19 protein-coding genes and 1 pseudogene are annotated in these 23,043 nt (G+C 43.7%); 5 read left to right on the top strand and 15 right to left on the bottom strand.

Translation table 11 applies throughout. From position 1 onward, the window contains the following. Window positions 1–124: 124 nt before the first annotated feature. Window positions 125–1,192 (bottom strand): LacI family DNA-binding transcriptional regulator, encoded by a 1,068-nt coding sequence (locus NSQ68_RS09505; protein WP_039270191.1) that lies wholly within the window; start codon window positions 1,190–1,192, stop codon window positions 125–127. A gap of 280 nt (window positions 1,193–1,472) precedes the next feature. Between NSQ68_RS09505 and NSQ68_RS09500 the strand changes: the two genes are divergently transcribed. Beyond that, window positions 1,473–3,164 carry an ABC transporter substrate-binding protein gene (locus tag NSQ68_RS09500; RefSeq protein WP_342428684.1) on the top strand — a complete coding sequence of 564 codons (1,692 nt, stop codon included), beginning with the start codon at window positions 1,473–1,475 and terminating at the stop codon, window positions 3,162–3,164. Between the two features lie 73 nt (window positions 3,165–3,237). On the opposite strand, the gene NSQ68_RS09495 is transcribed toward NSQ68_RS09500, so the two are convergent. From NSQ68_RS09495 to NSQ68_RS09485, 3 genes and pseudogenes are all read right to left on the bottom strand, one after another. Beyond that, entirely contained in the window at window positions 3,238–4,461 is a 1,224-nt protein-coding gene (locus tag NSQ68_RS09495) for an MFS transporter (RefSeq protein ID WP_342428683.1), read from the bottom strand. A 2-nt stretch (window positions 4,462–4,463) separates the two neighbouring features. Then, window positions 4,464–5,024, bottom strand: a pseudogene (locus tag NSQ68_RS09490) (GNAT family protein). A 60-nt stretch (window positions 5,025–5,084) separates the two neighbouring features. Next, window positions 5,085–5,372 carry a DUF2500 domain-containing protein gene (locus tag NSQ68_RS09485; protein ID WP_342428682.1) on the bottom strand — a complete coding sequence of 96 codons (288 nt, stop codon included), beginning with the start codon at window positions 5,370–5,372 and terminating at the stop codon, window positions 5,085–5,087. A gap of 402 nt (window positions 5,373–5,774) precedes the next feature. On the opposite strand from NSQ68_RS09485, the gene nrdI reads away from it, so the two are divergent. The 3 genes from nrdI to nrdF all read left to right on the top strand — a co-directional run bounded on the left by nrdI (window position 5,775) and on the right by nrdF (window position 9,390). After that, on the top strand, window positions 5,775–6,134 hold the full coding sequence (nrdI, locus tag NSQ68_RS09480) for a class Ib ribonucleoside-diphosphate reductase assembly flavoprotein NrdI (protein ID WP_016819181.1): 360 nt from the start codon (window positions 5,775–5,777) through the stop codon (window positions 6,132–6,134). Next, window positions 6,121–8,205 (top strand): class 1b ribonucleoside-diphosphate reductase subunit alpha, encoded by a 2,085-nt coding sequence (gene nrdE / locus NSQ68_RS09475; RefSeq protein ID WP_342428681.1) that lies wholly within the window; start codon window positions 6,121–6,123, stop codon window positions 8,203–8,205. The genes nrdI and nrdE overlap by 14 nt, the downstream gene beginning before the upstream one ends. 219 nt (window positions 8,206–8,424) lie before the next feature. Beyond that, window positions 8,425–9,390 (top strand): class 1b ribonucleoside-diphosphate reductase subunit beta, encoded by a 966-nt coding sequence (gene nrdF / locus NSQ68_RS09470; protein ID WP_029516760.1) that lies wholly within the window; start codon window positions 8,425–8,427, stop codon window positions 9,388–9,390. 96 nt (window positions 9,391–9,486) lie between these two features. Here the strand turns inward: nrdF and NSQ68_RS09465 are convergent, their stop codons facing one another. From NSQ68_RS09465 to NSQ68_RS09415, 11 genes are all read right to left on the bottom strand, one after another. Beyond that, window positions 9,487–10,737: an MFS transporter gene (locus NSQ68_RS09465; RefSeq protein ID WP_340957561.1), complete on the bottom strand. Its 1,251-nt coding sequence runs from the start codon at window positions 10,735–10,737 to the stop codon at window positions 9,487–9,489. A gap of 156 nt (window positions 10,738–10,893) precedes the next feature. Further along, window positions 10,894–11,367 (bottom strand): MarR family transcriptional regulator, encoded by a 474-nt coding sequence (locus tag NSQ68_RS09460; protein WP_342428680.1) that lies wholly within the window; start codon window positions 11,365–11,367, stop codon window positions 10,894–10,896. A gap of 167 nt (window positions 11,368–11,534) precedes the next feature. Beyond that, window positions 11,535–11,960 (bottom strand): VOC family protein, encoded by a 426-nt coding sequence (locus tag NSQ68_RS09455; protein WP_016819177.1) that lies wholly within the window; start codon window positions 11,958–11,960, stop codon window positions 11,535–11,537. A 90-nt stretch (window positions 11,961–12,050) separates the two neighbouring features. Next, entirely contained in the window at window positions 12,051–12,701 is a 651-nt protein-coding gene (locus tag NSQ68_RS09450; protein WP_342429099.1) for a hypothetical protein, read from the bottom strand. A 208-nt stretch (window positions 12,702–12,909) separates the two neighbouring features. Then, the gene (locus NSQ68_RS09445) at window positions 12,910–15,018 is read right to left on the bottom strand and encodes a class I SAM-dependent methyltransferase (protein WP_342428679.1); all 2,109 of its coding nucleotides are present in this window, start codon (window positions 15,016–15,018) and stop codon (window positions 12,910–12,912) included. Window positions 15,019–15,346: 328 nt separating this feature from the next. After that, on the bottom strand, window positions 15,347–15,691 hold the full coding sequence (locus NSQ68_RS09440; RefSeq protein WP_342428678.1) for a DUF3024 domain-containing protein: 345 nt from the start codon (window positions 15,689–15,691) through the stop codon (window positions 15,347–15,349). Window positions 15,692–15,926: 235 nt separating this feature from the next. Beyond that, window positions 15,927–16,898, bottom strand: a complete 972-nt coding sequence (locus tag NSQ68_RS09435) for a family 43 glycosylhydrolase (RefSeq protein ID WP_307349621.1) — start codon at window positions 16,896–16,898, stop codon at window positions 15,927–15,929. 40 nt (window positions 16,899–16,938) lie between these two features. Beyond that, window positions 16,939–18,324, bottom strand: a complete 1,386-nt coding sequence (locus tag NSQ68_RS09430; RefSeq protein WP_342429098.1) for an arabinan endo-1,5-alpha-L-arabinosidase — start codon at window positions 18,322–18,324, stop codon at window positions 16,939–16,941. Window positions 18,325–18,404: 80 nt separating this feature from the next. Beyond that, entirely contained in the window at window positions 18,405–19,247 is an 843-nt protein-coding gene (locus tag NSQ68_RS09425) for a carbohydrate ABC transporter permease (protein WP_029516751.1), read from the bottom strand. Window positions 19,248–19,274: 27 nt separating this feature from the next. Then, window positions 19,275–20,165 (bottom strand): sugar ABC transporter permease, encoded by an 891-nt coding sequence (locus NSQ68_RS09420; RefSeq protein ID WP_013309768.1) that lies wholly within the window; start codon window positions 20,163–20,165, stop codon window positions 19,275–19,277. A 93-nt stretch (window positions 20,166–20,258) separates the two neighbouring features. Next, entirely contained in the window at window positions 20,259–21,602 is a 1,344-nt protein-coding gene (locus tag NSQ68_RS09415) for a sugar ABC transporter substrate-binding protein (protein WP_307349616.1), read from the bottom strand. A gap of 509 nt (window positions 21,603–22,111) precedes the next feature. On the opposite strand from NSQ68_RS09415, the gene NSQ68_RS09410 reads away from it, so the two are divergent. Then, window positions 22,112–23,041 carry an ArsR family transcriptional regulator gene (locus NSQ68_RS09410; RefSeq protein ID WP_307349614.1) on the top strand — a complete coding sequence of 310 codons (930 nt, stop codon included), beginning with the start codon at window positions 22,112–22,114 and terminating at the stop codon, window positions 23,039–23,041. Window positions 23,042–23,043: the final 2 nt, after the last annotated feature.

Raw genomic sequence — 23,043 nt, 5'->3', positions numbered from 1 at the left:
AGTCAATTGTTTTTTTTGGAACAAGTGACAAAATACAAAATAAAAGTCGCCCTCTGCCCCTAAACAGGCTAAAAGCGACCTCCTTTGTCTTCACGATGTATGGTGTCACACACGTATCTGGACATTAACTATATGTGATTGTGCTGATGGGACGCTCACGGTCATCATTTTCCCGACTGATCCGGGGTGCATGAACTTCCCGTATGAATAGCTCAGCATGTAGCAACTTTTTCTCGACAGGCGAGTTCGGGTTCGTTATACGCCACAACAATTGGTCCACTGCACGCATTCCCAGCAATTCTTTATCCACTCTCACCGTGGCATAAATCGGCATTTGTTCATTCGTATCGTCAAACCCGGTCACTCCGCAACGCCTCGGAACGTCAATTCCCTTTTCTTTCAGCACATCCACGACCTGCGCAGCAGTCACATCATTAGCACATACAAAAACCTCAGGCAGTTTGTCCTCAGACAACTTGTCCATTTCCTCAGCAAGCGCCTGCGCTCCTCCGTGAAGAAGGGCTTTATTTTGTCGCAATTCTACTCCGCTCATTTCCAGTGTAGAACGACAAGCTTCCCAGCGTTCGTAGAAACTGTGAGCGTCATCAATATGACCCACAAACTGAAAGCGGGTATAGCCCCTGCACAGCAAATCCTTCATTAATTCACTCATGCATGTGCGATTATCTGTAAACACCGTATCACTTAAAAATGCAGAATCCCAATGATCTACCATGACGACCGGAATACCCATCCGATAAATGTTCAGCAACAACGAAGTTGAAATCGTCCCTACTGTGATAATCCCTTTAATCGCCTCCGGGTTCAGTAGAGAAAACATATCTTCAGTCGAGGGCTCCGTTAACGTGATCATATCCATCCCCTTACGGTTCAGACGCTCGGAAATCCCTTCAAATACAGGTCCCCAGTACCTGGATTCCCGATTCTGGTGCCGAATATTTGGAAATAACACTAGCACGGTACCCGACCATTCTCTGGCATCTGTGTCCCGAGGCTCTATCCCAGTCATTTTGGGATGACTGCGAAAATAGCCCATCTGGGCAGCAAGCTTAACCAGCAGCGCCCTCGTCTCTTCACTTACACCGGGTTTGCCTGACAGTGCACGCGAAACAGCAAACTTTGAAACACCCGCCGCATCCGCAATTTCCTGCAATGTTACTTTTCCACGCATCTCCTCACCCAACCCTATTCGAAATCTTTTTCTATCTTAGTCTTCTAAATATACAGGTATGCCTATAAACTGGTACCATCGTAGCATACTTTGTTTTAGATCATCAAACGATGGATTTGCACAAATCCACACCTTTCATTAAAATATGTTTGCTTATTAAAAAAACAAACCGCATAACAAACAATTATAAATAACTTGACGTGAGGTTCTTTATTTCCTACAATTTACTATTGAAAGCACTTACATTATGTAAATCATACTTATTAAGGGGGATTTGCAAATGTTCATGAACAGGTCGGTACGACAGAGCTCTATTCTACTCCTGTCTTTGCTGCTGCTCGTTACAACGGGCTGTGCGAATGGAACAGACGGTAAGGCAGAAAAGGAAGATCCTAATGACACCAGTCCCATTACATTTACTTTCTTTGGCGGTGATTCCAGCTCTAACTGGAACAACATGAAGGATGCTGTCGGGCAGGAAATTATCAAGAAAACGGGCGTTACGCTAAATGCCGAACATGCTGTCAATGGTCGAGGCGAGGAAAAGTTTGCTTTAATGGCAGCGAGCGGAGAGTATCCAGATCTCGTGTACCCCAAATCAGACGTTGGCAAGTTGGTCGATGCCGGGGCACTCATTGACTTAACTGACCTCATTGACAAATACGGCCCTAACATTAAGAAAGTGTATGGAGACTATTTTAATCGTATTAAATATAGTAGTGAAGATCCAGCCATCTACACGATCCCGACCAATTTGGGTGTGGATCACATCGCGTTTGATGCACAAGCCGGCTTCGAAATCCAGCATCAGGCACTTAAGAAGCTCGGATACCCTAAAATCCGCACCGTTCAAGATTTTGAAAAAGCACTTAAAGATTATGTCGCCAAATATCCAACCACCAATGGACAGCGAACCATCCCCCTATCACTCGATGCCGAGGACTGGAAAATTCAAATTACGGTGACAAACCCGGCAGTTACTGCTACAGGTGGACCCGACGATGGCGAATATTATATTGATCCTAAAACACACAAAGCCATTCTTCACTACAAGCGCCCAGAAGAACGTGAATATTTCCGTTGGTTGAACCATATGTACAATGAAGGACTGTTGGATAAGGATACTTTTGTGCAAAAAAGTGATCAGTACAAGTCCAAAATCGCCGCAGGCCGTGTCATCGGACTCATTGATCAGGAATGGAACTATCAAGATGCCGAAAATGCGCTCAAGGCAGCAGGTAAGGATGAATTCACTTACGCCCATTTTCCAGTCACTTTAAATGAGAAATACGAGGACCATTCCCTCCAGCCCATCGGCTTCGATACCGCATCCGGGATCGGAATTACAACCTCATGCGAAAATCCGGTGCGAGCTATCAAGTTTCTGGATTTTCTGGCTTCCGACGAAGGACAAATTTTACGCAATTGGGGAATTGAAGGCCAGCATTACAATGTAGAGAATGGCAAACGAGTCATTCCGGCGAATGTGCAACAACGTAAAAACACCGATAACGCTTCTTTTAGTAGAGAGTCAGGTATCGGTTTGTACTGGATATGGGGGCCTCATTACGGCGATAGCGTGAAGGACCCTTCGGGCAACTATTACACAACCAATTATCCGGAGATGATTACCGAAAATTATAGTCAAGCCGAAAAAGAGTCCCTTCAGGCATACAAAGCCCATACGTGGAAAGACCTGTTCCCGAACGAAAAAGATTTTCCTGTAAAAGAGTGGGGGGCTGCCTACAACATGCCTGTTCCGACCAATACGAATTACAATGTTATTTATCAAAAGTCGCAGGACATTGTACGCAAACGCATTCCTGAGGCTGTACTCGCCAAGCCAGATCAGTTCGACGCTGTGTATGACCGCATGCTCCAAGAGCTGGATCAGGCGGGTGTGCCAAAGGCTGAAGAAATCTACACTGGCCTAATCCAAAATCGGCTGAAACTGTGGTACGGCGAAAAATAGGGTTTGTCTTTTTAATGAAATATTACAGGGCTGACAGACAATGCTGTTCAGCCCTTCTACATTAACTATTACATTACATATTCTGTTTGGTTCCTTTTTCTTTCCAAGAATTACTTTTCCCTGATACACGATGGACGTAAAACAATAAAATGATTGGAATCAACGCAATCCCCCCACACATCACCCAAGATATTTGAATAGGTGTTTGATCGGAAGACAAATCCGTAAAATTACGACTGATGATCCCTGTCACGATTAAACCTATGCACATGCCTAATTGTGAAATCGCAGAATCCAGAGATAGTAGTGTAGAGCGATACTCATTAGAGATTCTTTTGTTCAGAAAAATTTGTTTGGCAACCGGGTACATCCCTCGTCCAATTTCATAGATTAAAAAGGTAAGCAGTACAGGATAAAATGTGTTGAACGCACCAGCTAAAATGAGCCATACCCCTATCATGCCGCAAGCATACATGAGTATATGTACATCACTGTAACGTGCGCCTAGCTTTCGAACCAGGTAACTTCCCAAAGTCATACATAGTGAATACCCTGCCTTGATAAACCCCATAATCCAAATCCCTTGTTCGGAAAGGCCAACCAGACGTGGCTGTTGGAATGTATTCCCCGCCGAGTTCGAAAAACTGATAAATAAACCAATCATAAACACAATCCAGATAGACTTATTTTCAAAACCGATACGGACACTTTCTCTGATAATCGTGTTAATGCGAGTATTAGACGTCTTTCGATGAGCTACATTCTCCTCATCCATATAAAAGAAGCATAGAAAAATGCATACAATAATAGATAAAATACTGACCGCCCATGGAAGTGAATAGTTAAAGGTTGCGAGAAAGGCCCCCAACAGACCACAAATAAATCCCGAGATGTACTGTATACTGTTAGAGGTTGTAAAAAGAACTTCCATGGGCTTATCACTGTTTTCCACAACCCAGGATTCTAACGAACCTGATTGTAAGCATATAGCCAGACCCCCAAAAACTTGCGCGAACACAAGCGCTCCGATATGATCAGTCCAAACGAACAACACACTATAGACTAGAAAACAACAAAGTCCCAAAATAACAGAGATTTTTCTTCCATACTTGTCTGCAATAGCCCCTGTGGGTATCTCAAACAGAAAAATACTTACAAAGAATACAACCAGTAAGAAGTTCGAACTCTGCAAAGAAAGTCCTTTAGCTAATAAAAAAAGGATGAGCGTAGTCCCCGTGATTTCACTCATAAAAAATTGAAGAAAGCTGACGGAGTAATATAACTTATGAGGTTGCACTCTCAGGATTCCGTCGCTTGCTCTGCAGCCTCATATTCACTTCGCAAAATCCCCATCTGAATAATGTCATAGTATTGTCCTTGCCTGAACAGCTTTTCCCGTAGTCGCCCTTCCTCCTTGAAGCCGCAGGCCAAATAGCAACGGTGTGCACGTTCATTGAACGCATAGACCTCCAGCTCCAGTCGATGCAGATTTAGCGTATGAAATGCAAATTTTTGTAACAGCCGGATCGCTTCCCGTCCATAACCTTTGCCCAGATCACCGTCACGCCCGATCACAATTCCAAGGGTGGCGTGCCGATTCACCCAGTTGATTTTAAATAAGTCCAATTGTCCGATATAGTCCAGGGTGTCTTTATGCGCAATGACAAAACCTTTGATCTCGGGGTTGCCGTCAATCATCATCTGTACAAAAGATTCACTATTCACCTGTGAATGCGGATAGATAAACACGTCGCTTAAACCACGTGTGATTTCCGGGTCATTGACCCATTTTCGGATATCCGGTATATCTTCTTGACGGTATTCTCACAATACAACTCGTTTTCCAATGATGTGCGGCATCGTCATTTTCCTCTCAGTATGTATTTTGTTCGGGTAGTACTCTAGTTTTCCGGTCAACCTTTACGCTTCCATTACTCTTACAAACTCCAAGAAACGTGTACCTTTATAATGAAGCTCCCCACGATCACCGATCACAATCATACCAAAGTCCGTATCCTTCACCTCCAGCTCCATACGCTCACCCCCGTCAAACTCAAAGGTGATATAATAATATGTCGAAGCTGAAAAATCGCCTGATCCCCCGCGCACTCTCGTCCGTTTATCCACAACCTTACATGAACGTTGTACCCGTTCGGCTGCTTGATTGGACAGGCCCGCTCCGATCGTTTTGACAATTCCCATAATCATTACAAAAGCAATGAGTCCAAATGTAAATTTTCCATTCTATTGCCCATTGACAAATCGTACATCTTCCCCCTCAAAAACTCCAATACTTTTTTAACATACTTACGAAAAAAAAGTTCTTTCGCTCTTTTCCGCACCCCGCTTGGACTTCTACCCGATCTGGGTCCTCTGATCCCCTCTAGACCGATTGACAAAACTATATATAGATATAAAATAGAGAATGTACTCTAAATATAGTGTAAAAAACGTATTTATGCCCGATATCTTGAAGATACAGGTATGAAAATACATGTAAATATAGAGTCAAAAATCTTAAATGGCGCAGCCAGCAAGGGATTCCCTCTATGATGGATCTCGGGCAATGCGTTTTCTTTTTTCGTTAATTGTTTAAGGAGGTTACATACCATGCTGATTGCATATGATTCCAAGACCGGCAATGTAAAAAGATTTATAAACAAGCTCAAGCTTCCAGCGGTTCAGATCGAGGAGCAAATGACTATAGAAGAACCTTACGTACTTATTACATATACAACCGGGTTTGGGCAGATTCCTGAGAGGGTATCTTCCTTTTTGAAAAAGAATGCTCAAAACCTTGTTGGTGTAGCTGCAAGCGGCAACCGTAACTGGGGTGAGAAATTTGCCAAAAGTGCGGATTTGATTGCCGATCATTATAATGTCCCCGTGATTAGTAAATTTGAATTATCTGGAACGTTCGGAGATGTAGAGCGTTTTAAACAGGAGGTGAGCCGAGTTGCGGCATATTGAATTGAACAACATGTTGATGAAACGCGATACAGACGGCTTTTTCCAATTGGAAAAAGACCAAGAGGCTGTAGCAGAGTTTATGAAGGAAGTTCAGGAACGGAGTTTGAAGTTTGCTGACACAGCCGCTCAAGTGCTGTATATGATTGAGAATGATTATTACGAAAATTTCTATAACAGCTACACGGCTGATGAAATTAATGATATTTTCCATATCACTCATAGCTACAATTTTAAATTCCCTTCCTATATGGCAGCATCCAAGTTTTATACCGATTATGCAATGAAGAGTAATGACCGTAAAGTCTATCTGGAACATTACCCTGACCGGGTTGCTGCTGTCGCGCTGCATTTAGGACGCGGTAACGCCGATACGGCACGCCTGTTGTCTCGCTCGATGATGGAGCAACGTCTCCAGCCAGCGACACCAACGTTCCTGAATGCAGGCAAAAGCCGCCGTGGGGAATTGGTATCCTGCTTCCTGCTCGAAATGGACGACTCCCTGAACTCGATCAACTATGTGCTGAACACCTGCATGCAGTTGTCCAAAATCGGGGGCGGTGTTGCCGTTAACCTGTCGAAGCTGCGGGCACGCGGCGAAGCGATTAAAGGCGTAGAAGGCGCAGCAAAAGGCATTATGCCTGTACTGAAGCTGATGGAAGACGGCTTCTCCTACGCGGATCAAATGGGGCAACGCAAAGGCTCTGGGGCAGCCTATTACAACATTTTCGGATGGGACGTGCTGGAGTTCCTGGATAGCAAAAAAATCAATGCTGACGAAAGAGTACGTCTCAAGACACTTTCGATTGGATTACTGGTGCCAAACCGCTTTTACAAGCTGGCTCAAGATAACGAACCGCTGCATGTATTTGCTCCTTACAGTGTGTTCAAAGCCTATGGAACACATCTGGACGACATGGATTTGGATGAAATGTACGACACGCTGCTCGCCGACGATCGGGTGAAGAAAAAAATAGCGATGAGCGCACGTGACATGCTGACGAAAATTGCCATGATTCAGTTGGAGTCTGGTTATCCATATATCATGAACAAAAGCAACGCGAACCAGGCACATGCTCTTAAAGACGTGGGTCAAGTCAAGATGTCAAACCTATGCACGGAAATCTTCCAGTTGCAGGAAACTTCCGAAATTACAGATTACGGCCAACAGGACACCATCCGCCGGGACGTGAGCTGTAATCTGGCTTCTCTGAACATTGTCAATGTGATGGAGCATGGCAAAATCCGCGAATCCGTTCATGAGGGTATGATCGCGCTCACCTCAGTCAGCGATATGACCCAAGTAGCTAATGCACCAGGTGTTGCGAAAGCGAATCGTGAAATGCATTCCGTCGGTTTGGGTGTCATGAATCTGCACGGCTACTTTGCCAAGAACAAAATTGCGTATGAAAGCAATGAAGCAAAAGACTTTGTCCGTACCTTCTTCATGACGATGAACTATCATTCCATCGAAAAGAGTATGGAAATCGCGAAAGCGGCTGGACAAAGCTTTTATGGATTTGAGGAATCGGATTATGCGACAGGCGTATATTTTGACCGATACCTGAACACAGATTATCGTCCAACAACTGCACGTGTGCAAGAGTTATTCAAGGGCATCTATGTTCCGACTACAGCGGACTGGGACAAATTAAAAGCAGATGTGATGAAAAATGGCCTGTACCACGCCTATCGTATGGCAATTGCGCCGACTGCCAGCATTTCGTACATTCAAAATGCAACATCCAGTGTTATGCCGATTGTTGAGCAGATTGAAACCCGTACCTATGCCAATTCGACGACCTACTATCCAATGCCTTATTTGCAAAAGGATAACGTGTTCTTCTATAAATCTGCTTATCAAATGGACCAATTCAAAGTGCTGGATCTGATTGCAGAAATCCAGCCGCATGTGGACCAAGGAATTTCGACCGTGCTTCATGTGAATAGTGACGTAACTACGCGTCAGTTAGCACGTTGCTATCTATACGCCGCACACAAAGGACTTAAATCGTTATACTACACACGTACCAAAAAGCTGTCTGTAGAAGAGTGCCTCACCTGCTCCATCTAAAGCATAAATGGTAACAAGCTGTAGTATAAAAATTAGATTTTGAATAGATATGGATGCTTTGCATTAGAAGCTGTATCCAGCGTGTGGTTCAGACCTTTACGGGACTGGACAAGACCCTCGCGGATACAGCTTCCGTATGTCAAGCATACGATGATTCGCCTGCACTATTACAATGTGTGTTTCCAGGGAATCTCGCAAGCTGAAGGGAGAATGCTAACAATGACAGGTATACAAGCTGTAAACTGGAATCGCTCGGACGATGATTTCACACTGATGTTCTGGAACCAGAACATTATGCAATTTTGGACGGATGATGAAATCCCATTGTCTGACGATAAAATGTCCTGGGTAACCCTCAGTGATATCGAAAAAGAAGCCTACATGAAGGTGCTGGGCGGATTAACGCTTCTGGATACCATTCAAGGCGGCGTCGGTATGCCGCAAATTATGGAGCATGTGGACGGCCTACAACGCAAAGCCGTACTAAGCTTTATGGCGATGATGGAACAAATTCATGCCAAGTCGTACAGTAGCATCTTTACAACGCTAGCTTCCACGGAAGAAATTGACGGTGTATTCCGCTGGGTGGAAGAAAATCCACATCTCCAAACCAAGGCAGAAACCATTCGTCAGTATTATATGAATATCCATACACCGAAAGACCTGTATCTTGCGATGGCAGCGTCGGTGCTGTTAGAAAGCTATTTATTTTATAGCGGCTTCTTCTACCCTCTTTATTTGGCGGGCCAGGGCAAGCTGACATGCAGTGGCGAAATTATCGATTTGATCCTGCGGGACGAAAGTATTCACGGTGTGTACGTAGGTGTATTGGCACAGGAGATTTATGCAGAATTGGACGAGGAAGAACAACGTGATCTTTACCAGACGCTGGTAGGCTTGCTGCGCTACTTGCACAATAACGAGGAACAATACACCGAGCAAATTTACACCCCTATTGGGCTCGTAGACGATGTGAAAGTCTTCTTGCGCTACAACGCCAATAAGGCCATGATGAACTTGGGCTTTGATCCACTGTTTGAAGAAGAAGAAGTTAATCCCATTGTATTCAACGGCATCAGCACCCACACTAAGCAGCATGATTTCTTTTCTAAAAAAGGAAACGGCTATGTGCGGGCGATGAATGTAGAGCCGCTGACAGATGACGATTTTAATTTTGGCGTATAAGTACAATTACGTAAAACTGTAAACAAATAGGGTTTCAGAACTTGTCCCTGAGTTCTGAAACCCTATTGCCTAAAGAAAGTAGATAGTTTACATATTTCAGGATTTTGCAAAATCCTCATTTACATGCGTTCGCTTATATAAAACTGGTATTGCCGCTGCTATAAGGATCATACCCATAAAAGCGGGTGCGGCATGACCCAGTGATACATAGATTTGACCTCCAATAATAGGCCCAATCATTCTTGCTAAAGCCTGAATAGATTGACTACCTCCTTGAATCCTTCCTTGTTCACTAGAATCGACAGACTTGGAGAGCATCCCGTTGAATGAAGGCCCAAAGATCGAATCACCAAAACCAAATATAAACATTCCAGCGATAAAAAGAGGATAAAATGAGAACAAAGTAGATAGCGCAATAAGACTGTAACCTATAATCTCCGAAACCATTCCAAGAATGGCTATCTGTTTATCATTAAGTTTTATCAAAAGCTTGGGCATGATGAAACCTTGTGAAATGATGTCTTGGAAACCCATAATTGAAAACATAAGTCCGATTAGTGCAGGCTTCCAACTGAAAGTATCCATTGTAAATTGTGAAAAAACGGCCTGTAAAGATCCGTTGGGTATCCAAAGTAAGAACGCAGAGACAAGTAGCCTGTTTAAGTTTTTCATGGAAAGCAGATTTGCAAGCTGTGTAAATGGATTCAGTCTTACAAAGGTAATCTCTTTCAGTCTATGTTTCTTGTCAAGGCTCTCAGGCATAAAAAAGAATCCATAAACAACGTTCAATAAAGTGATGATTGCTCCAAAATACATGGGTACAGAATAACCAAACTTGGCAAGTAATCCGCCTAGAGTTGGCCCAATGACAGTGCCTATACCTACAACCGCACTCACCCATCCAAAGTATTTGGTTCTCTGTTCTGGAGGAATGATGTCTGCAAAATAGGCGAAGATCGTGCTTATGCTCCCGCCTGTTAACCCTTCTATGATGCGCCCAGCAAATAGCACCCATAGAGCTCCTCCTATGCCAAAAACCAAGTACCCGATTGCGGAACCCAAAAGGCATACTAAGAGTAATGGACGACGGCCATATTTGTCGCTCAAAGCTCCAAGTACGGGAGCCGCAAAAAACACGCAGAATGCATAAACAGAGGTCAGCAGCGTAACAACTATAGCTTGTTCTCCCGGACTGCTTGTATAAGGCTGCACTAAGAATGGGACGACAGGTGTTATGATACTGAAGCCTATTCCGCAAAGAAATACAGAGATAAGGCCGAATATTAAAGCGTGTTTATCTACGGTTTGTTCTGTGTTCTGTTCATTGTGTGATCTACATTTGAACACTTCATTTCTCCCCTTAAAGGTTTCGATTTCACTTCCTTGGAAGCAAAAATATCGTATCACAATTTTGCTTCCTCGGCAACAAAATAATAGCAAAAAAAATACAGCCCGTTCTCAATAGAGCCCGGCTGCCTATGGTTTGATTTTCATTATTCAAATTTATTCCGTCTTAATATCTATACCCTGTTTCTTTATTTCTGCATCCAAATGCCTACTATACTTTTCCAAGAAGCTAATCATACTGTCAAATTGTTCTTCGGTTACCTGCTCAAATACGGCTTTATCCCGCTCTTGAAACTCTTTGTGTAGTTCCTCATGGATTTTATAGATTACTTTCCCTTCCTCAGTAAGCCTAAAATAGACTTCTTTCTTGTTATCCGGCTTCTGGTAGCTTTCGATAATGCCTTTTTTTATAAGCTTCTTAGTTATTTTACTTATGGCACCGGTAGTCATATAAAGGGACTCCGCAAGTTTTGTCACGTTGGATTCTACATTTCTTTCAATGTATTCGATGCAATGTACTTCAGAAGGCTTATAACCCTTAAGGCTGTCTTCCATCTTATCCTTATTAAGCCAAACCATCTTGTTAAATAAGTCCCTGAAACCCACTATGACCTGTTCTTCTTTGTTCATGGCCTGTCCTCCCACCCGTGGTGCATTAACAATACAATATAGTATACTTTTGTTTCTATTTCAACAATATTAAAATAATTATTTTAGGAATTGAGCACGAGGGCATACACGCAAAAAAAAAAACGGCCAGATCGCTAAAGTAGCGGAATCGAGCCGTTTTACATTTCTTAAGACCGAGCCTCAGTGAACATTTGAAAAGTGACACCAAACTTGTCTGTTACATTCCCATAAGCTGGACTAAAATGGGTTTCCTGCAAGGGCATTCCCACCTGTCCTCCTTGCTGTAGAGCATCAAACATTTTTTGAGCTTGCTCCACACTATCGGTTGTAATACAGATACTCACCTGATTCCCGCTGCTAAACGGTGATCCGGGAAAGGTATCAGAAAACATGAGCTCTGTCTCACCCACTTTAAGGGTAGCATGTCCCACACGTTCCTTGACCTCTGCGGGAATGGGAAAATCGGGGTTTTCCGGCATTTCCCCAAAGGTTTGAATAAAAAGCAGTTGAGCATCCAATGCCTTTTCATAAAATTCGATTGCTTCTTTTGCATTTCCATCCATCGTGATGTAAGGAATCAAACGTTTGGACATCTTCAACACAGCTCCTTAATTCGAGGTGATTACCCAGCCATTTCTCCTGTATTATATACAAAACTTGTCAAGAAAAACAAATCTGTATTCTTAGCTTTCATGCACCTGAACGCCAAGCTGCTTTAGCTCCTTTATCGCTTCCGTAACGTTACGATGTGGATGAAGCGCAGAGATCATCTGTGCTGTGATCGGAACGCCGTTGAAAATCTGGCTTACCACCCCTAGAGAAATCGGCAACTCATAGTAACTCTCAGCCCAATTCTGATATTCCTCCGGTGTAATTATAATTTTCCCCAGCAAAAAGGATGAGCCATCGTCATATCCCTCAGGAAAGTTCGCGTTGCCCATACGCCACTCCTTATCTCCCGCTTCCCTCCACATACAAAAGGTAACGTCCTCTTTCTCCAGTGCTTCATCTTCCAAAAGCTCCATCATATCATCAGGCACACCGTCATATATGCCCGGCCAGACTTCATATTCGTCTCTCGCATGAGGACTTACAGGGGATTCGTGGTCAAAACCCTTCAACAGCACACCTCCACCCGTCCATAGCATATGAATCGTATCTCCAGCGCCGTTGTTTACCTCACCCAGGCACACATCACCAGACCACTCAGACTGCATACGATACGTGCGTAACCAATCTTCTGGAGACAATATAATGTCCAGCGCTGACAGCAGCAGCATTCTGTCTTTTAAACCACTCGGCGTTAGCTGTGCATCAAGCATCATATTCTTCATCATTCCCCCACCTTGTTCATGCGTACTAAGAATTCATCTGTCCCTACCTATATCTTTCAAGCTTCGCTCGCTCAACCACCTGCCGAATGAATGGTCCTTTGGCTTCGGTATACGCTGACGGTCATATTTGAATGCATAGCTTTCTAAAAAATGCCTTCTAATCGTGCTTGGCACAAATCAGAAGGCATTCTCTTGTTCAAATCAAAAATCATTCAGCAACTCCAGCCCTATTATTCGGCTTCTCAATCACGATCAGACAGGTACTGTCTGGCAAAGAAACCTGCTGGCCCTGCTCATCCATGAACTCAACACGTCTGGACAGCGCCTCGGCATAGCCCTCCTGTAAATAGTGGCGGCTCACGCGGATAATCGCTTGTGATCCAAGTGTGTTACGGATACACTCTTCATACTGTGACGGGGTAAAATAACCAAACTGCTCCTGCACTTCATGCACATAGGCTTCCGCCCCCCATGTATAGGTATATAAAAATTCCATCGCATCGTTCACTGGTAAAACAGCCTCATGCTCCCCCACACGCTCTATTTCAATGTGGCGACCTGCAAAATCTTGCGCATACCGTATCAGCCATTCCATTCCATCCGGCTCCAAGAATCGAATTCGTCTGCGTTGCTCTACTGGTTCGGTCATAATCCCGTCACGAATGATGATACGACCGCCGGGTGCAAGCACACGATAGGCGCTCTGCAAAGCAGCCTCCACCGTTTGTGGATTATACCGAATTCCATCTCGTTCAATGTAGGAATAGAGCTCGTGAAGAATCGAAGAGAAGATGACCGTGTCCATACTCCCCGTTTCCACATATTCCTCTAACCGAAGCGCATCCCCTTTGATGACATCCCAACGATGGCGCTCCAATTGCTTTTTACGTTTAAGTGCCTCAATGACATTCACAGAAATATCAAGACCTAATGGCTTCGCATCTGGTCTTTCCTGTTCAATCAGATCCAGCAACACGCCCCCGCCGGGTCCAATATCCAGTATGCGGGTTCCAGTCACGTAATCTAAAATAACCCTTTTGTAATCTACGGTCTGGTTCATATCTGTAAGGTACGTTTCCTCATTGTGAAAGCGATCATACGCATCGCGCCGTAACCCGAACAGATCGAACAGCAGCAGGACTGCTTTGTCATACAGAGGCGTTTTTTCTGCCTCAATACAAAAGTCAATCAGTTTCTCAGCCGCAGATGAAAATACAAAATTAAAAAATACAGTACTCGGTAGCTCCTCTTTATGCTCCACGATCACACTCAAATGAGGATTATGCTTCCGTTTCCCTTTTGAGATGTCCTGCCAGGACAGTGCACTTAAATATTTTTCTATCATTCGTTTTTTATATACGTTAATTTTCTTGACACCACGATAGTCATAGTACATCGTATTCATGAGCGATTCGAAACTGATATGGCGAACGGTCGCAGGCTGTTCCTGCCCCGTGCCATCCCTCAATGTGAGTAAGAATACCTTTACCAGTTCTTGAAGTGAAAAATCCTGCAAAGCTGACTCTACATACCAAAGTGTCCGATTCTCCAAAGGAGCCAGCGCCTTCTCTACATTCAACTCCCGCTCTAGTTCTGTGTAAGCCTGCTCGAACGGCTCCCCTTTATGAATCGAAACCGACCGTAATCTCTCCAGTCGCTCCTTTACACTCCAGACTACAGGTGCGTTATCCCATGCAATCCAGCCGATCAGCTGCTCCACTTCACTGCGTACTTGGTCCCATAATGCAGGTTCCACCCCGGCGATAATGCACTCGTTCAGGGCCCGTAAAACAAGCTCCAGTTCCTCAGGGCTCAGCCAGCCCTTACGAGTAATTTCAAGCAGCAGTCGATTTTCAGCAAAAGGAATTTCTCCCCGTATATATTGCCCGATCAATCCATGCGTCTCAATCAGAATTCGGGTCATGCTATTGCGCGGGTAGGCAGGGGACTCCGCTTGGGCCTGTCTGACATACAGTTGGGAGGAGCCGATATTATGTACAAATAAATTAATGCCCTCATGCTGCCAGCGTAGCCGTTCGCGGACTGTGCCTCCTTTGGCTGTCTCAGACCATACCAATACATCCTCCAGTAGCTCTTTAACCCAGAATGACAATGGAAGTCCGTCCAAAATAAGCAACGTACGCTCCACGTAATCCAGTACAGGATTGGCATCCTTTAACTCACCTATAGATCGAATGCGTTCCAAATTTACAATACGCTCCTCAGCCGAAACAAGCAGCTTTAACCAAGTCGGTGTATCCCAGGCCAGATCATTTTCTTTCCTGTAATTAGCAATGGCTTTTAACGATTGCAACATTTTTCTCACCTCGTGTGATTCGGATTCGGTATGCACAGGAGACTTTGAATAAGACATTTGGATAAAACCTTGTATATACTACACTTTACCATACATTTGTAACTTCCACCTCGTGGAAAATATTAAACATTTGTATCAATCAACCGCTTGACATACTTTCCAAACGCATACATAACCCTCAAGTGCACTAGACAGTGCCACATCAGACAAAACAGGCTGACCGTAACTTCCATATAAGGAATTACGGTCAGCCTGTTTATTTCCATATACAGTTTAACGGGAAGATTCCCACTACCTCCATCTTCTGAACTTATCATTCTGGACTTCATTAACCTGTCCAAAAGATACCTGCTGGATCTATTTCTACCTGTTCGAGCTGTTCTTCAAAGCACGGATTAGGTGCAATCTCTTTTACACGCTGCCAGCTTTCAGCCTCTTGCCGAGCATATACATGCCAAAGATTTTCTTCCCAGCGAAATTGGACAATGTCCGTGCGATCCCACGACTCCGTTTTATTAGAAGGCCTTTCCTCTGTCAAGATCAAACAGTTATCCTCTATTTGATAAATGAGCCGCACGTCAGAACGTACGTAGCCTGGCACCTTTAGCGCAATATAGCCATTCAGCAGGTATTCAACCTTTTTAACGGTAAACGGATCGATCCGTTCGTTCACGAGATTTCCACCCCTTGATCAATTCGTAAATATTACGATTTAAATATAGCAGAAATCGAAGTTTTTGAAAAGAGTCCTCCTTGCCGTCCCAAAAGCAAAAAGATATCCTCCAGCCTGAAGGCTCAGAAGATATCTTATTTCTCTTGTTATACGCAGTCGAATCATAATCCCCTATGATTTCTAGAAAGTTACAGTGCCGCTGTGCAACACGTCAACCATCTATAATAGATTTTACTTATTTATCAACAGAAACGCCATCTGGTACTGGAATACCAAAATCAGGTGTTCCATCTTCCTTCCAGTTGAACGGCTGCACACGTGTATGACGATTCGGATCATACAGCGGGTCGCCTGTAATTTCCTTGTAATTCCGGGCGTGATATACGATTACATCGCTACCGTCAGCAGCAACCGTAAAACTGTTATGACCTGGTCCGAATTGTCCTGTTTCCTCATTGGTGCAGAATACCGGCTCAGGTGATTTCGTCCATGATTTCGGATCAAGTAGATCCGCATTCTCATCTGCTGTCAACAGGCCCATGCAATAATTGTGGTCTGTGGCGCTAGCTGAATAACTGATAAAGATCCGCCCGTTCCGTTTCAGAACCGCTGCTCCTTCATTCACCTTAAAACCGATGATTTCCCAATCATATTCAGGAGTGGAGATCATGACCTGCTCACCGCGCAACGTCCATGGATTGCTCATTTCAGAAATATACAGATTGGAATTACCGACGATGTCAGGGTCCTTCTGAGCCCACACATAATACAGAACTCCATTATGCTGGAAGGTTGTCGCATCGAGAGCAAATGTCTCCCAACGGGTTTTGATCTGTCCTTTCTCCACCCATTCCCCTTCCAGAGGATTAGCTGAATCATTTTCCAGCACGAACATCCGGTGGTCGAACAGGCCTTCCTTCGTTTCTGTTGTACGAGCTGCTGCAAAATAAATGTACCATTTGTCGTTTATATAATGAATTTCCGGTGCCCAAATGTTCGCACTTAACGGGCCCGTTTCATATTTGTGCCACACTGCGACAGGCTCTGCTGTACTCAAGCCTTGAATAGTACTTGCTCGTCGAACCTCAATGCGGTCATACTCTGGCACAGATCCGGTGAAATAATAGTATCCGTCACTATGCTTGTAAATCCAAGGGTCTGCCCGTTGCTCAATGACCGGATTATTAAAGGGTACAGTTTGATTCATGGTTATTCTCTCCTCTATGTGTAGTATGTAGTTCATACAATTATTCGCTGATACGCTTTCCCCAAATGGAAATTCCCTTTTCATTCATACCCGTGAAAATTAGAGTATGGCGACCGAGCTCCCAGTCCCATGAAGGAAGCAATAACAATTCTTCCTTTGTTCCTTCGGATGTATTGCTCCAATCTATTGTTAGAGTACGCTTGCCATCAAAGCTCCAGTGACCTTCAAGAGAACCGCTGGTTGCCCGCCCTCCATCTTCCAGACGGAGCGGTTCAGCTTCCACCTGGCCGTCTACTTCCTGCTTTATCACGATGCGCTCCCAGTTGCCGGATAATAGCCTTTTGGGTATATCCTGCTCCTTTTCGCCGGCATAGCGCTCTGGAGAGACGACCGGCCAGCCCTCTGTCGTCCACAATATTTTGCGTACATGCAGGTACGGCCAGCTCTTGTCCGTTTCTCCTCGCGCATGATGTACAATATAATAATCCGCACCGTCCTTCAGGACAGAATTGTGACCTGGCGCAACCCAGCCTTCTCCTTCGCTGAACCGATAACCGCCCAATACCTTGTTTCCAATCTCGTATTGAGGCAAATAGCTGGTATCTGCCATATCATGTCCATTCATGTCCACATAAGGGCCTGTGATAGAATCTGAACGGGCAACGCGAACATTGTAGTCCTCAAACAAAGAATCATACGAGACGAACAAGTAGTATTTACGGAACATTGGATTGTACACAATGTAAGGCCCTTCTACAGCACCGTCCTCAGTTGCACGATCTCGGGCAGCGATATTTTTACCATAGCCAGATTCTTTGAGCTTTCCAGTCTGGGAATCAAGCGGTGTAATAAAAATACCGCCGAAAAAAGAGCCGTATACCATCCATGGATTTCCCTCTGCATCCAGCACCGGATTGGCATCAATCGCATTCAGCTTGTCATGCTCTCCCGTTTTAACGACCAGCCCCTCATCCTTCCAAGGGCCTTCCGGGGAGCTGGATGTCTGCAATCCGATTGCAGACCGTGTGCTGCCAAAGGTAGAAGCGGAGTAATACATCCGATAGGTATCACCCATCTTGATGATGTCCGGTGCCCACAGATTGGTTGCTGATGACCAAGCCTCCGCTTCCTTTGGAATGCCGGGGAGTGCATACTGAACCCAGTTCCAATGAATCAGATCAGTCGATTTGCGTACCATGACACCAGGTCTCAATTCTCCACCTGTCTTTACATCCGTTGAGTAGACATAATAACCTTGATCTGTTTTGATAATCGCCGGGTCATGTGCATTGTTAATGGTCCAGCGCTGTTCATCGTTAATCGTACTTTGATCATACAAGTGATCGGGAGGCGGAGCCTGCGGATACACAGGGTCCGGAGTGTTATCCCCACAGCCGGATAGACCCAGCATGAGCAGCATAACCATAACTGTTATTCTCCTCCTTCCTTTACCCATTACATATTGTGACTGCCTTACATCGTTCATCCGTACCCTCCAAGTGTCAATTAACCTTTGACACCCGAAATGGCAACTGATTCAATAATTTGTTTCTGGAAGATCAAGAATATAATCAGTACAGGTAACAAGGCTATAATTGATGCTGCCATTATAAGCGGATAGTCCGTCTGAATGGCGTAAGTCGCATTAAAATTCGCGATAACCAGCTGCAGTGTCTGCGTTTCTGGTGAGTTCAAGTAAATAATCGGTGCCAAATAATCATTCCAAATCCCCATGAACCATAAAATAAGCTGTGCCGCAACTGCTGGCTTAATGAGCGGGAACGTTATCGACGAATAGAGTCGGAAATAAGAACTTCCGTCAATTTTCGCAGCTTCGATAATGGCATCCGGTACACTGAGCAAGTACTGCCGCAGGAAAAAGATCATAACTACATTTCCGAACAAACCCGGAACGATCAGAGGCAAAAGTGTATCGACCCAGCCAAGTTTGGAAAACATCATAAACTGTGGAATCATAACCGTTGGGTATGGAATCATCATAGATGCGATGAGTGCCAAAAACAGTTTGTTTTTATGAGGGAATCTCAGCTTAGCAAATGCAAAAGCGGCCACACTGGATGTAAAGGTACCTACAACGGTAACACTTACAGCCACAATCACGCTGTTCTTGATCCCGCTTAACAAAGGCCCTGCTTCCCAAATTTCCTTATACTTGCCAAACTGGAACACCTCTGGTATCCATACTGGTGGAAGAGCAAAGACATCCTGCTTTTCTTTCACCGAAGTGGACAGCATCCAAAGCAGCGGTGCGATCATCACAATCGCTCCAATCGCTAGTGCAATAAAGATAATGATATTGGTAACTTTCGTTTTTTGACTATGGGACATAATCAGACTCACTCCTTTCCGCGAAAATCAATCCCCATCAAAGGACGATTTTTCATTCATTTTGAATTGAATCAAAGTTACGATAAAAATGAAGATGCCGAGAATCATAGCCATCGCGGAGGCATATCCCATTTGCAGGTTTTTAAATGCCTTATCCCAAATATAAAAGACGATTGAGGCGGATGAGTATTCCGGACCCCCTGTAGGTGTCATAATGTTCATTTCAGTAAAGATTTGCGAACCACCAATGATATTAGTTACGACCAGAAAGAAAGTTACTGGTTTCACCATTGGCCATGTAATATTGCGGAACATCTGGAATCCGCTAGCTCCATCTAGCTCTGCTGCTTCATAATAAGAGCGAGATACGCTTTGCAGGGCTGCCAAATATAGCAGCATCGTATATCCGAGACCCTTCCAGACGGTCATGAGAATCAAGGCCGGTTTGACCGTATCCTTATCCATCAGCCAGTTCGGACCCTTAATACCGAATATTTCAAGGAATTGGTTCACCAAACCATAGTCCCCGTTGTATGCCCAGTTCCACATAATAGAAACGGCAGCCAACGAAGAAATAACCGGGATATAGTAAATCACACGAAATGTTGTCGTACCTGGAATCTTGCGATTCAAACCGAGTGCCAGCAGTAAAGCTAGTACAAGACCGATTGGAATACCTAGCATTAAGAAAAGAGTATTGTACATTGATTTATAAAAGAGCTCATCGCTAAATAAATCTTTAAAATTGTCGAGACCAATAAAGTTCATTTGTCCCAATCCGTCCCAGTCTGTAAAAGAGCCGTATAATGAATAGACAAACGGGAATAACGTAAAGATTAGCAGACCGAGAATAGGTGGAAGAATAAATAAGTATCCATATACCTTCTCTTTGCGGTAGAGATTAGATTTGGTTATCACAGGGCTCACCTCTGTTTCTAATTTGGAATGAAGATGATGTTAGCAGCATGATATTCAGCCACTAACATCATCCTTTTTTCCTCTATTTACGCATTATTTCTGTGATTTTTTCTCTTGCTCCACCGCTTTATCCAGCAGTTTCTGCATCTTCGGTTGTTCTTGTTTCACATAATCTGCCGCCGTAATTTTACCATCCAGCACAGGTTGAATATCTGTGAAGAAAATATCGTACCATTCTGCATTATACGTATAGTTGCCTGGTAATGAGCGTCCATAGTCATTTACGATATCAATAAATTCTTGTTTATTGTTAGGCTTGGTTTTCGTATCTTTGGACCATTCATCAGCCATGTCCAGCAGATTCGGAATTTGTACCTTGGCATCTACGAGCTGCTTCATTCCTTCTTTAGAAGTCGTCAGATAGTTAACCAGTTCAACAGCTTCATCCGGGTATTTTGTTTTAGAGGAAACGCCGATGCCCAGAGAACCGATCCATGTTGCTGATTTGCCAGTCGATCCGGCTGGGAACGGCAGTAAATCATATTCGAATGGTAGTTTTTCAAATGTACTCATATCCCAAGGACCTACCGGGAAGAATGCCATTTCGCCCTTCATCCAACGTTGGTATGTGTCCAATGTTTGTGATTGTTCAATACCAGGTGTGATTTTATATTTGTTTTGCATGTCAGCAAAGTACTGAAGCGCTTCCGCAAATTTCGGATCATCAATCGTTACTTTAGTTTTGCTCTCATCCAGCCAATCAGCCCCATTACTCCATACAAAGGCTTGCAATGCCCACTGAACGTTAAAGCCTGTACCGTATTGATCTGGCTTGCCGTCACCATTGGTATCTTTGGTCAACTCTTGGCTAACCTTGATAAATTCATCCCATGTATACGGTTTGTCTTTGTCAGGCAATGGAACGCCCGCTTTTTCGAACATCGTTTTGTTGTAGCCGAGTGCGAATGGACCTAAGTCCTTCGGCATACCGTAAATATCTCCTTGACCGGCCATTTTACCGTCATAGCGATACAAATCTATACCGTATTTCCAGATGTTATCCAGTTTAATATCCTTGTTCTTCTCAATGTAAGGAGTGAGATTCTTCAATACCCCACTGTTTACATAAGCTTTCACATCTCCAGGGGCAAAGTAAAAGATATCTGGAAGATTGTTTCCTGTGATCGCAGCTCTTAGCTTTGTAGCATATTGATCCGCTGCCGTCACGACCATTTTAACCTTTACGCCAGGATGTTCCTCTTCAAATTTCTTGATTACTTCCTTATAAGCCTTTTGTTCATCTGTGCCACCACGGAACATGAATGTCAGTTCCTTACTTCCATCACTACTGGAACTTCCCCCACTACAACCAGCCAGTGCAGCCACCATTAACAACAAAACAACCATTGTTAGTGCAAAACCTTTTTTCTTTATCAACGCGACCCCTCCTAAATTTAAATGAAACCGCATACATTTGGTGTTAAAATAACTTCATACCACTCGGCCTAATCTTTAACTGTGCGGTACACAACCCGTTGTTGATTGCCGCTGTGATTATCATCCCTCTCATGTACCATATAATTAACATTTTACTTTATCAATAATGAATTCGTTTACAAACAAAATATAGCATGCCTTTCCTCGGTTCGTCAATGTATTTTTCAATCTTTTTAAATAATTATAAAACATAGATTAGAGTAACATGGAAAGTAAAATTAAATCGTATTTAAGTTAACTTTTATCGAAATAACCAGCATTAAAACTTAAATACGATTTATATATGTAAGTAATTCTTAATTTGGAGTTCAATTCGCTCCCCTCTATATTTAGTAAAAAATAATTACAAAAAAGCAGTTTACTTCTTTTTGATTTTATTTTAACATAAATCAAAGTAAATATATAAGCGCTTACATCACAATTCTTATAGATAAGGATGGTCTATAGCTATGATTTATATTAAGGACTTAATGTCAGGATTAGATATTTTTAAAGCACTGGGTTCAGAAATCCGCATTCAAATTCTCGAGTTACTTGCCTATCAGGGACAAAGTATGAATGACATTGCCAACAAACTTAATTTGAGCAACGGTACCATTACAATGCATATTCGAAAATTGGAAGAATGCGGCCTTGTGGAGATCAATACCGTGAGCGGCAAGCACGGCACCCGAAAAATGTGTTATTTGAACAAGGATAAGCTGATGGTAGATTTGCGCAGTAGAGAACAAAAAAATGTGTATGAGGTTGAGATTCGCGTAGGTCATTATAGTAACTATCAAGCGTCCCCCACTTGTGGATTGGTGACCCGAGACAGCATTATCGGCGATTTTGATGATCCACGCTATTTTGCAGATCCCGGACGGCTGGAGTCAGAAATGATCTGGATGGCTGAGGGCTTTTTGGAATACCGTATCCCCAACTATCTGAAAGCGAATCAATCCTTTAAAGAAATTCAATTCTCCGCAGAACTGGGTTCAGAAGCACCCTGCTATTGTGAGGAATATCCCTCCGACATTTGTTTTCACGTTAACGGTATCCCTATTGGGCACTGGACCAGCGCCGGAGATTTTGGAGAAGTGCCGGGGGTTCTCAATCCAGATTGGTGGCCACCGCATCTGAATCAATATGGTATGCTCAAATTAATTCGCATCAATCAGCAAGGCAGCTTCATTGACGGGTGCCGCATTTCCGAAGTCACAATAGATGATATTAACCTTAACTATAAAAGCGACATTACACTCCGTTTATCTGTAACCGATGAATCAGAAAACAAAGGAGGACTCACTATTTTTGGCAAAAGATTCGGGAATTTCAGTCAGGATCTGCTTGTGCGCGTGCTTTACGATGTGCATGGGGAGGACAGCGCCAACTCCTAACT

This window comes from Paenibacillus sp. FSL L8-0158, assembly GCF_038592965.1.
GTDB lineage: Bacteria > Bacillota > Bacilli > Paenibacillales > Paenibacillaceae > Paenibacillus > Paenibacillus polymyxa_D.
Note: the sequence above shows the minus strand (reverse complement) of the source record. Positions and strands in the feature narration are given on the sequence as shown.

Bases quoted from the DNA above. Each gene is read 5' to 3' on its own strand.
- NSQ68_RS09505 (WP_039270191.1), bottom strand. From the start codon at position 1,192: ATGCGTGGAAAAGTAACATTGCAGGAAATTGCGGATGCGGCGGGTGTT.
- NSQ68_RS09500 (WP_342428684.1), top strand. From the start codon at position 1,473: ATGTTCATGAACAGGTCGGTACGACAGAGCTCTATTCTACTCCTGTCT.
- NSQ68_RS09485 (WP_342428682.1), bottom strand. From the start codon at position 5,372: ATGATTATGGGAATTGTCAAAACGATCGGAGCGGGCCTGTCCAATCAA.
- nrdI (WP_016819181.1), top strand. From the start codon at position 5,775: ATGCTGATTGCATATGATTCCAAGACCGGCAATGTAAAAAGATTTATA.
- nrdF (WP_029516760.1), top strand. From the start codon at position 8,425: ATGACAGGTATACAAGCTGTAAACTGGAATCGCTCGGACGATGATTTC.
- NSQ68_RS09460 (WP_342428680.1), bottom strand. From the start codon at position 11,367: ATGAACAAAGAAGAACAGGTCATAGTGGGTTTCAGGGACTTATTTAAC.
- NSQ68_RS09455 (WP_016819177.1), bottom strand. From the start codon at position 11,960: ATGTCCAAACGTTTGATTCCTTACATCACGATGGATGGAAATGCAAAA.
- NSQ68_RS09450 (WP_342429099.1), bottom strand. From the start codon at position 12,701: ATGAAGAATATGATGCTTGATGCACAGCTAACGCCGAGTGGTTTAAAA.
- NSQ68_RS09445 (WP_342428679.1), bottom strand. From the start codon at position 15,018: ATGTTGCAATCGTTAAAAGCCATTGCTAATTACAGGAAAGAAAATGAT.
- NSQ68_RS09435 (WP_307349621.1), bottom strand. From the start codon at position 16,898: ATGAATCAAACTGTACCCTTTAATAATCCGGTCATTGAGCAACGGGCA.
- NSQ68_RS09430 (WP_342429098.1), bottom strand. From the start codon at position 18,324: ATGGTTATGCTGCTCATGCTGGGTCTATCCGGCTGTGGGGATAACACT.
- NSQ68_RS09425 (WP_029516751.1), bottom strand. From the start codon at position 19,247: ATGTCCCATAGTCAAAAAACGAAAGTTACCAATATCATTATCTTTATT.
- NSQ68_RS09410 (WP_307349614.1), top strand. From the start codon at position 22,112: ATGATTTATATTAAGGACTTAATGTCAGGATTAGATATTTTTAAAGCA.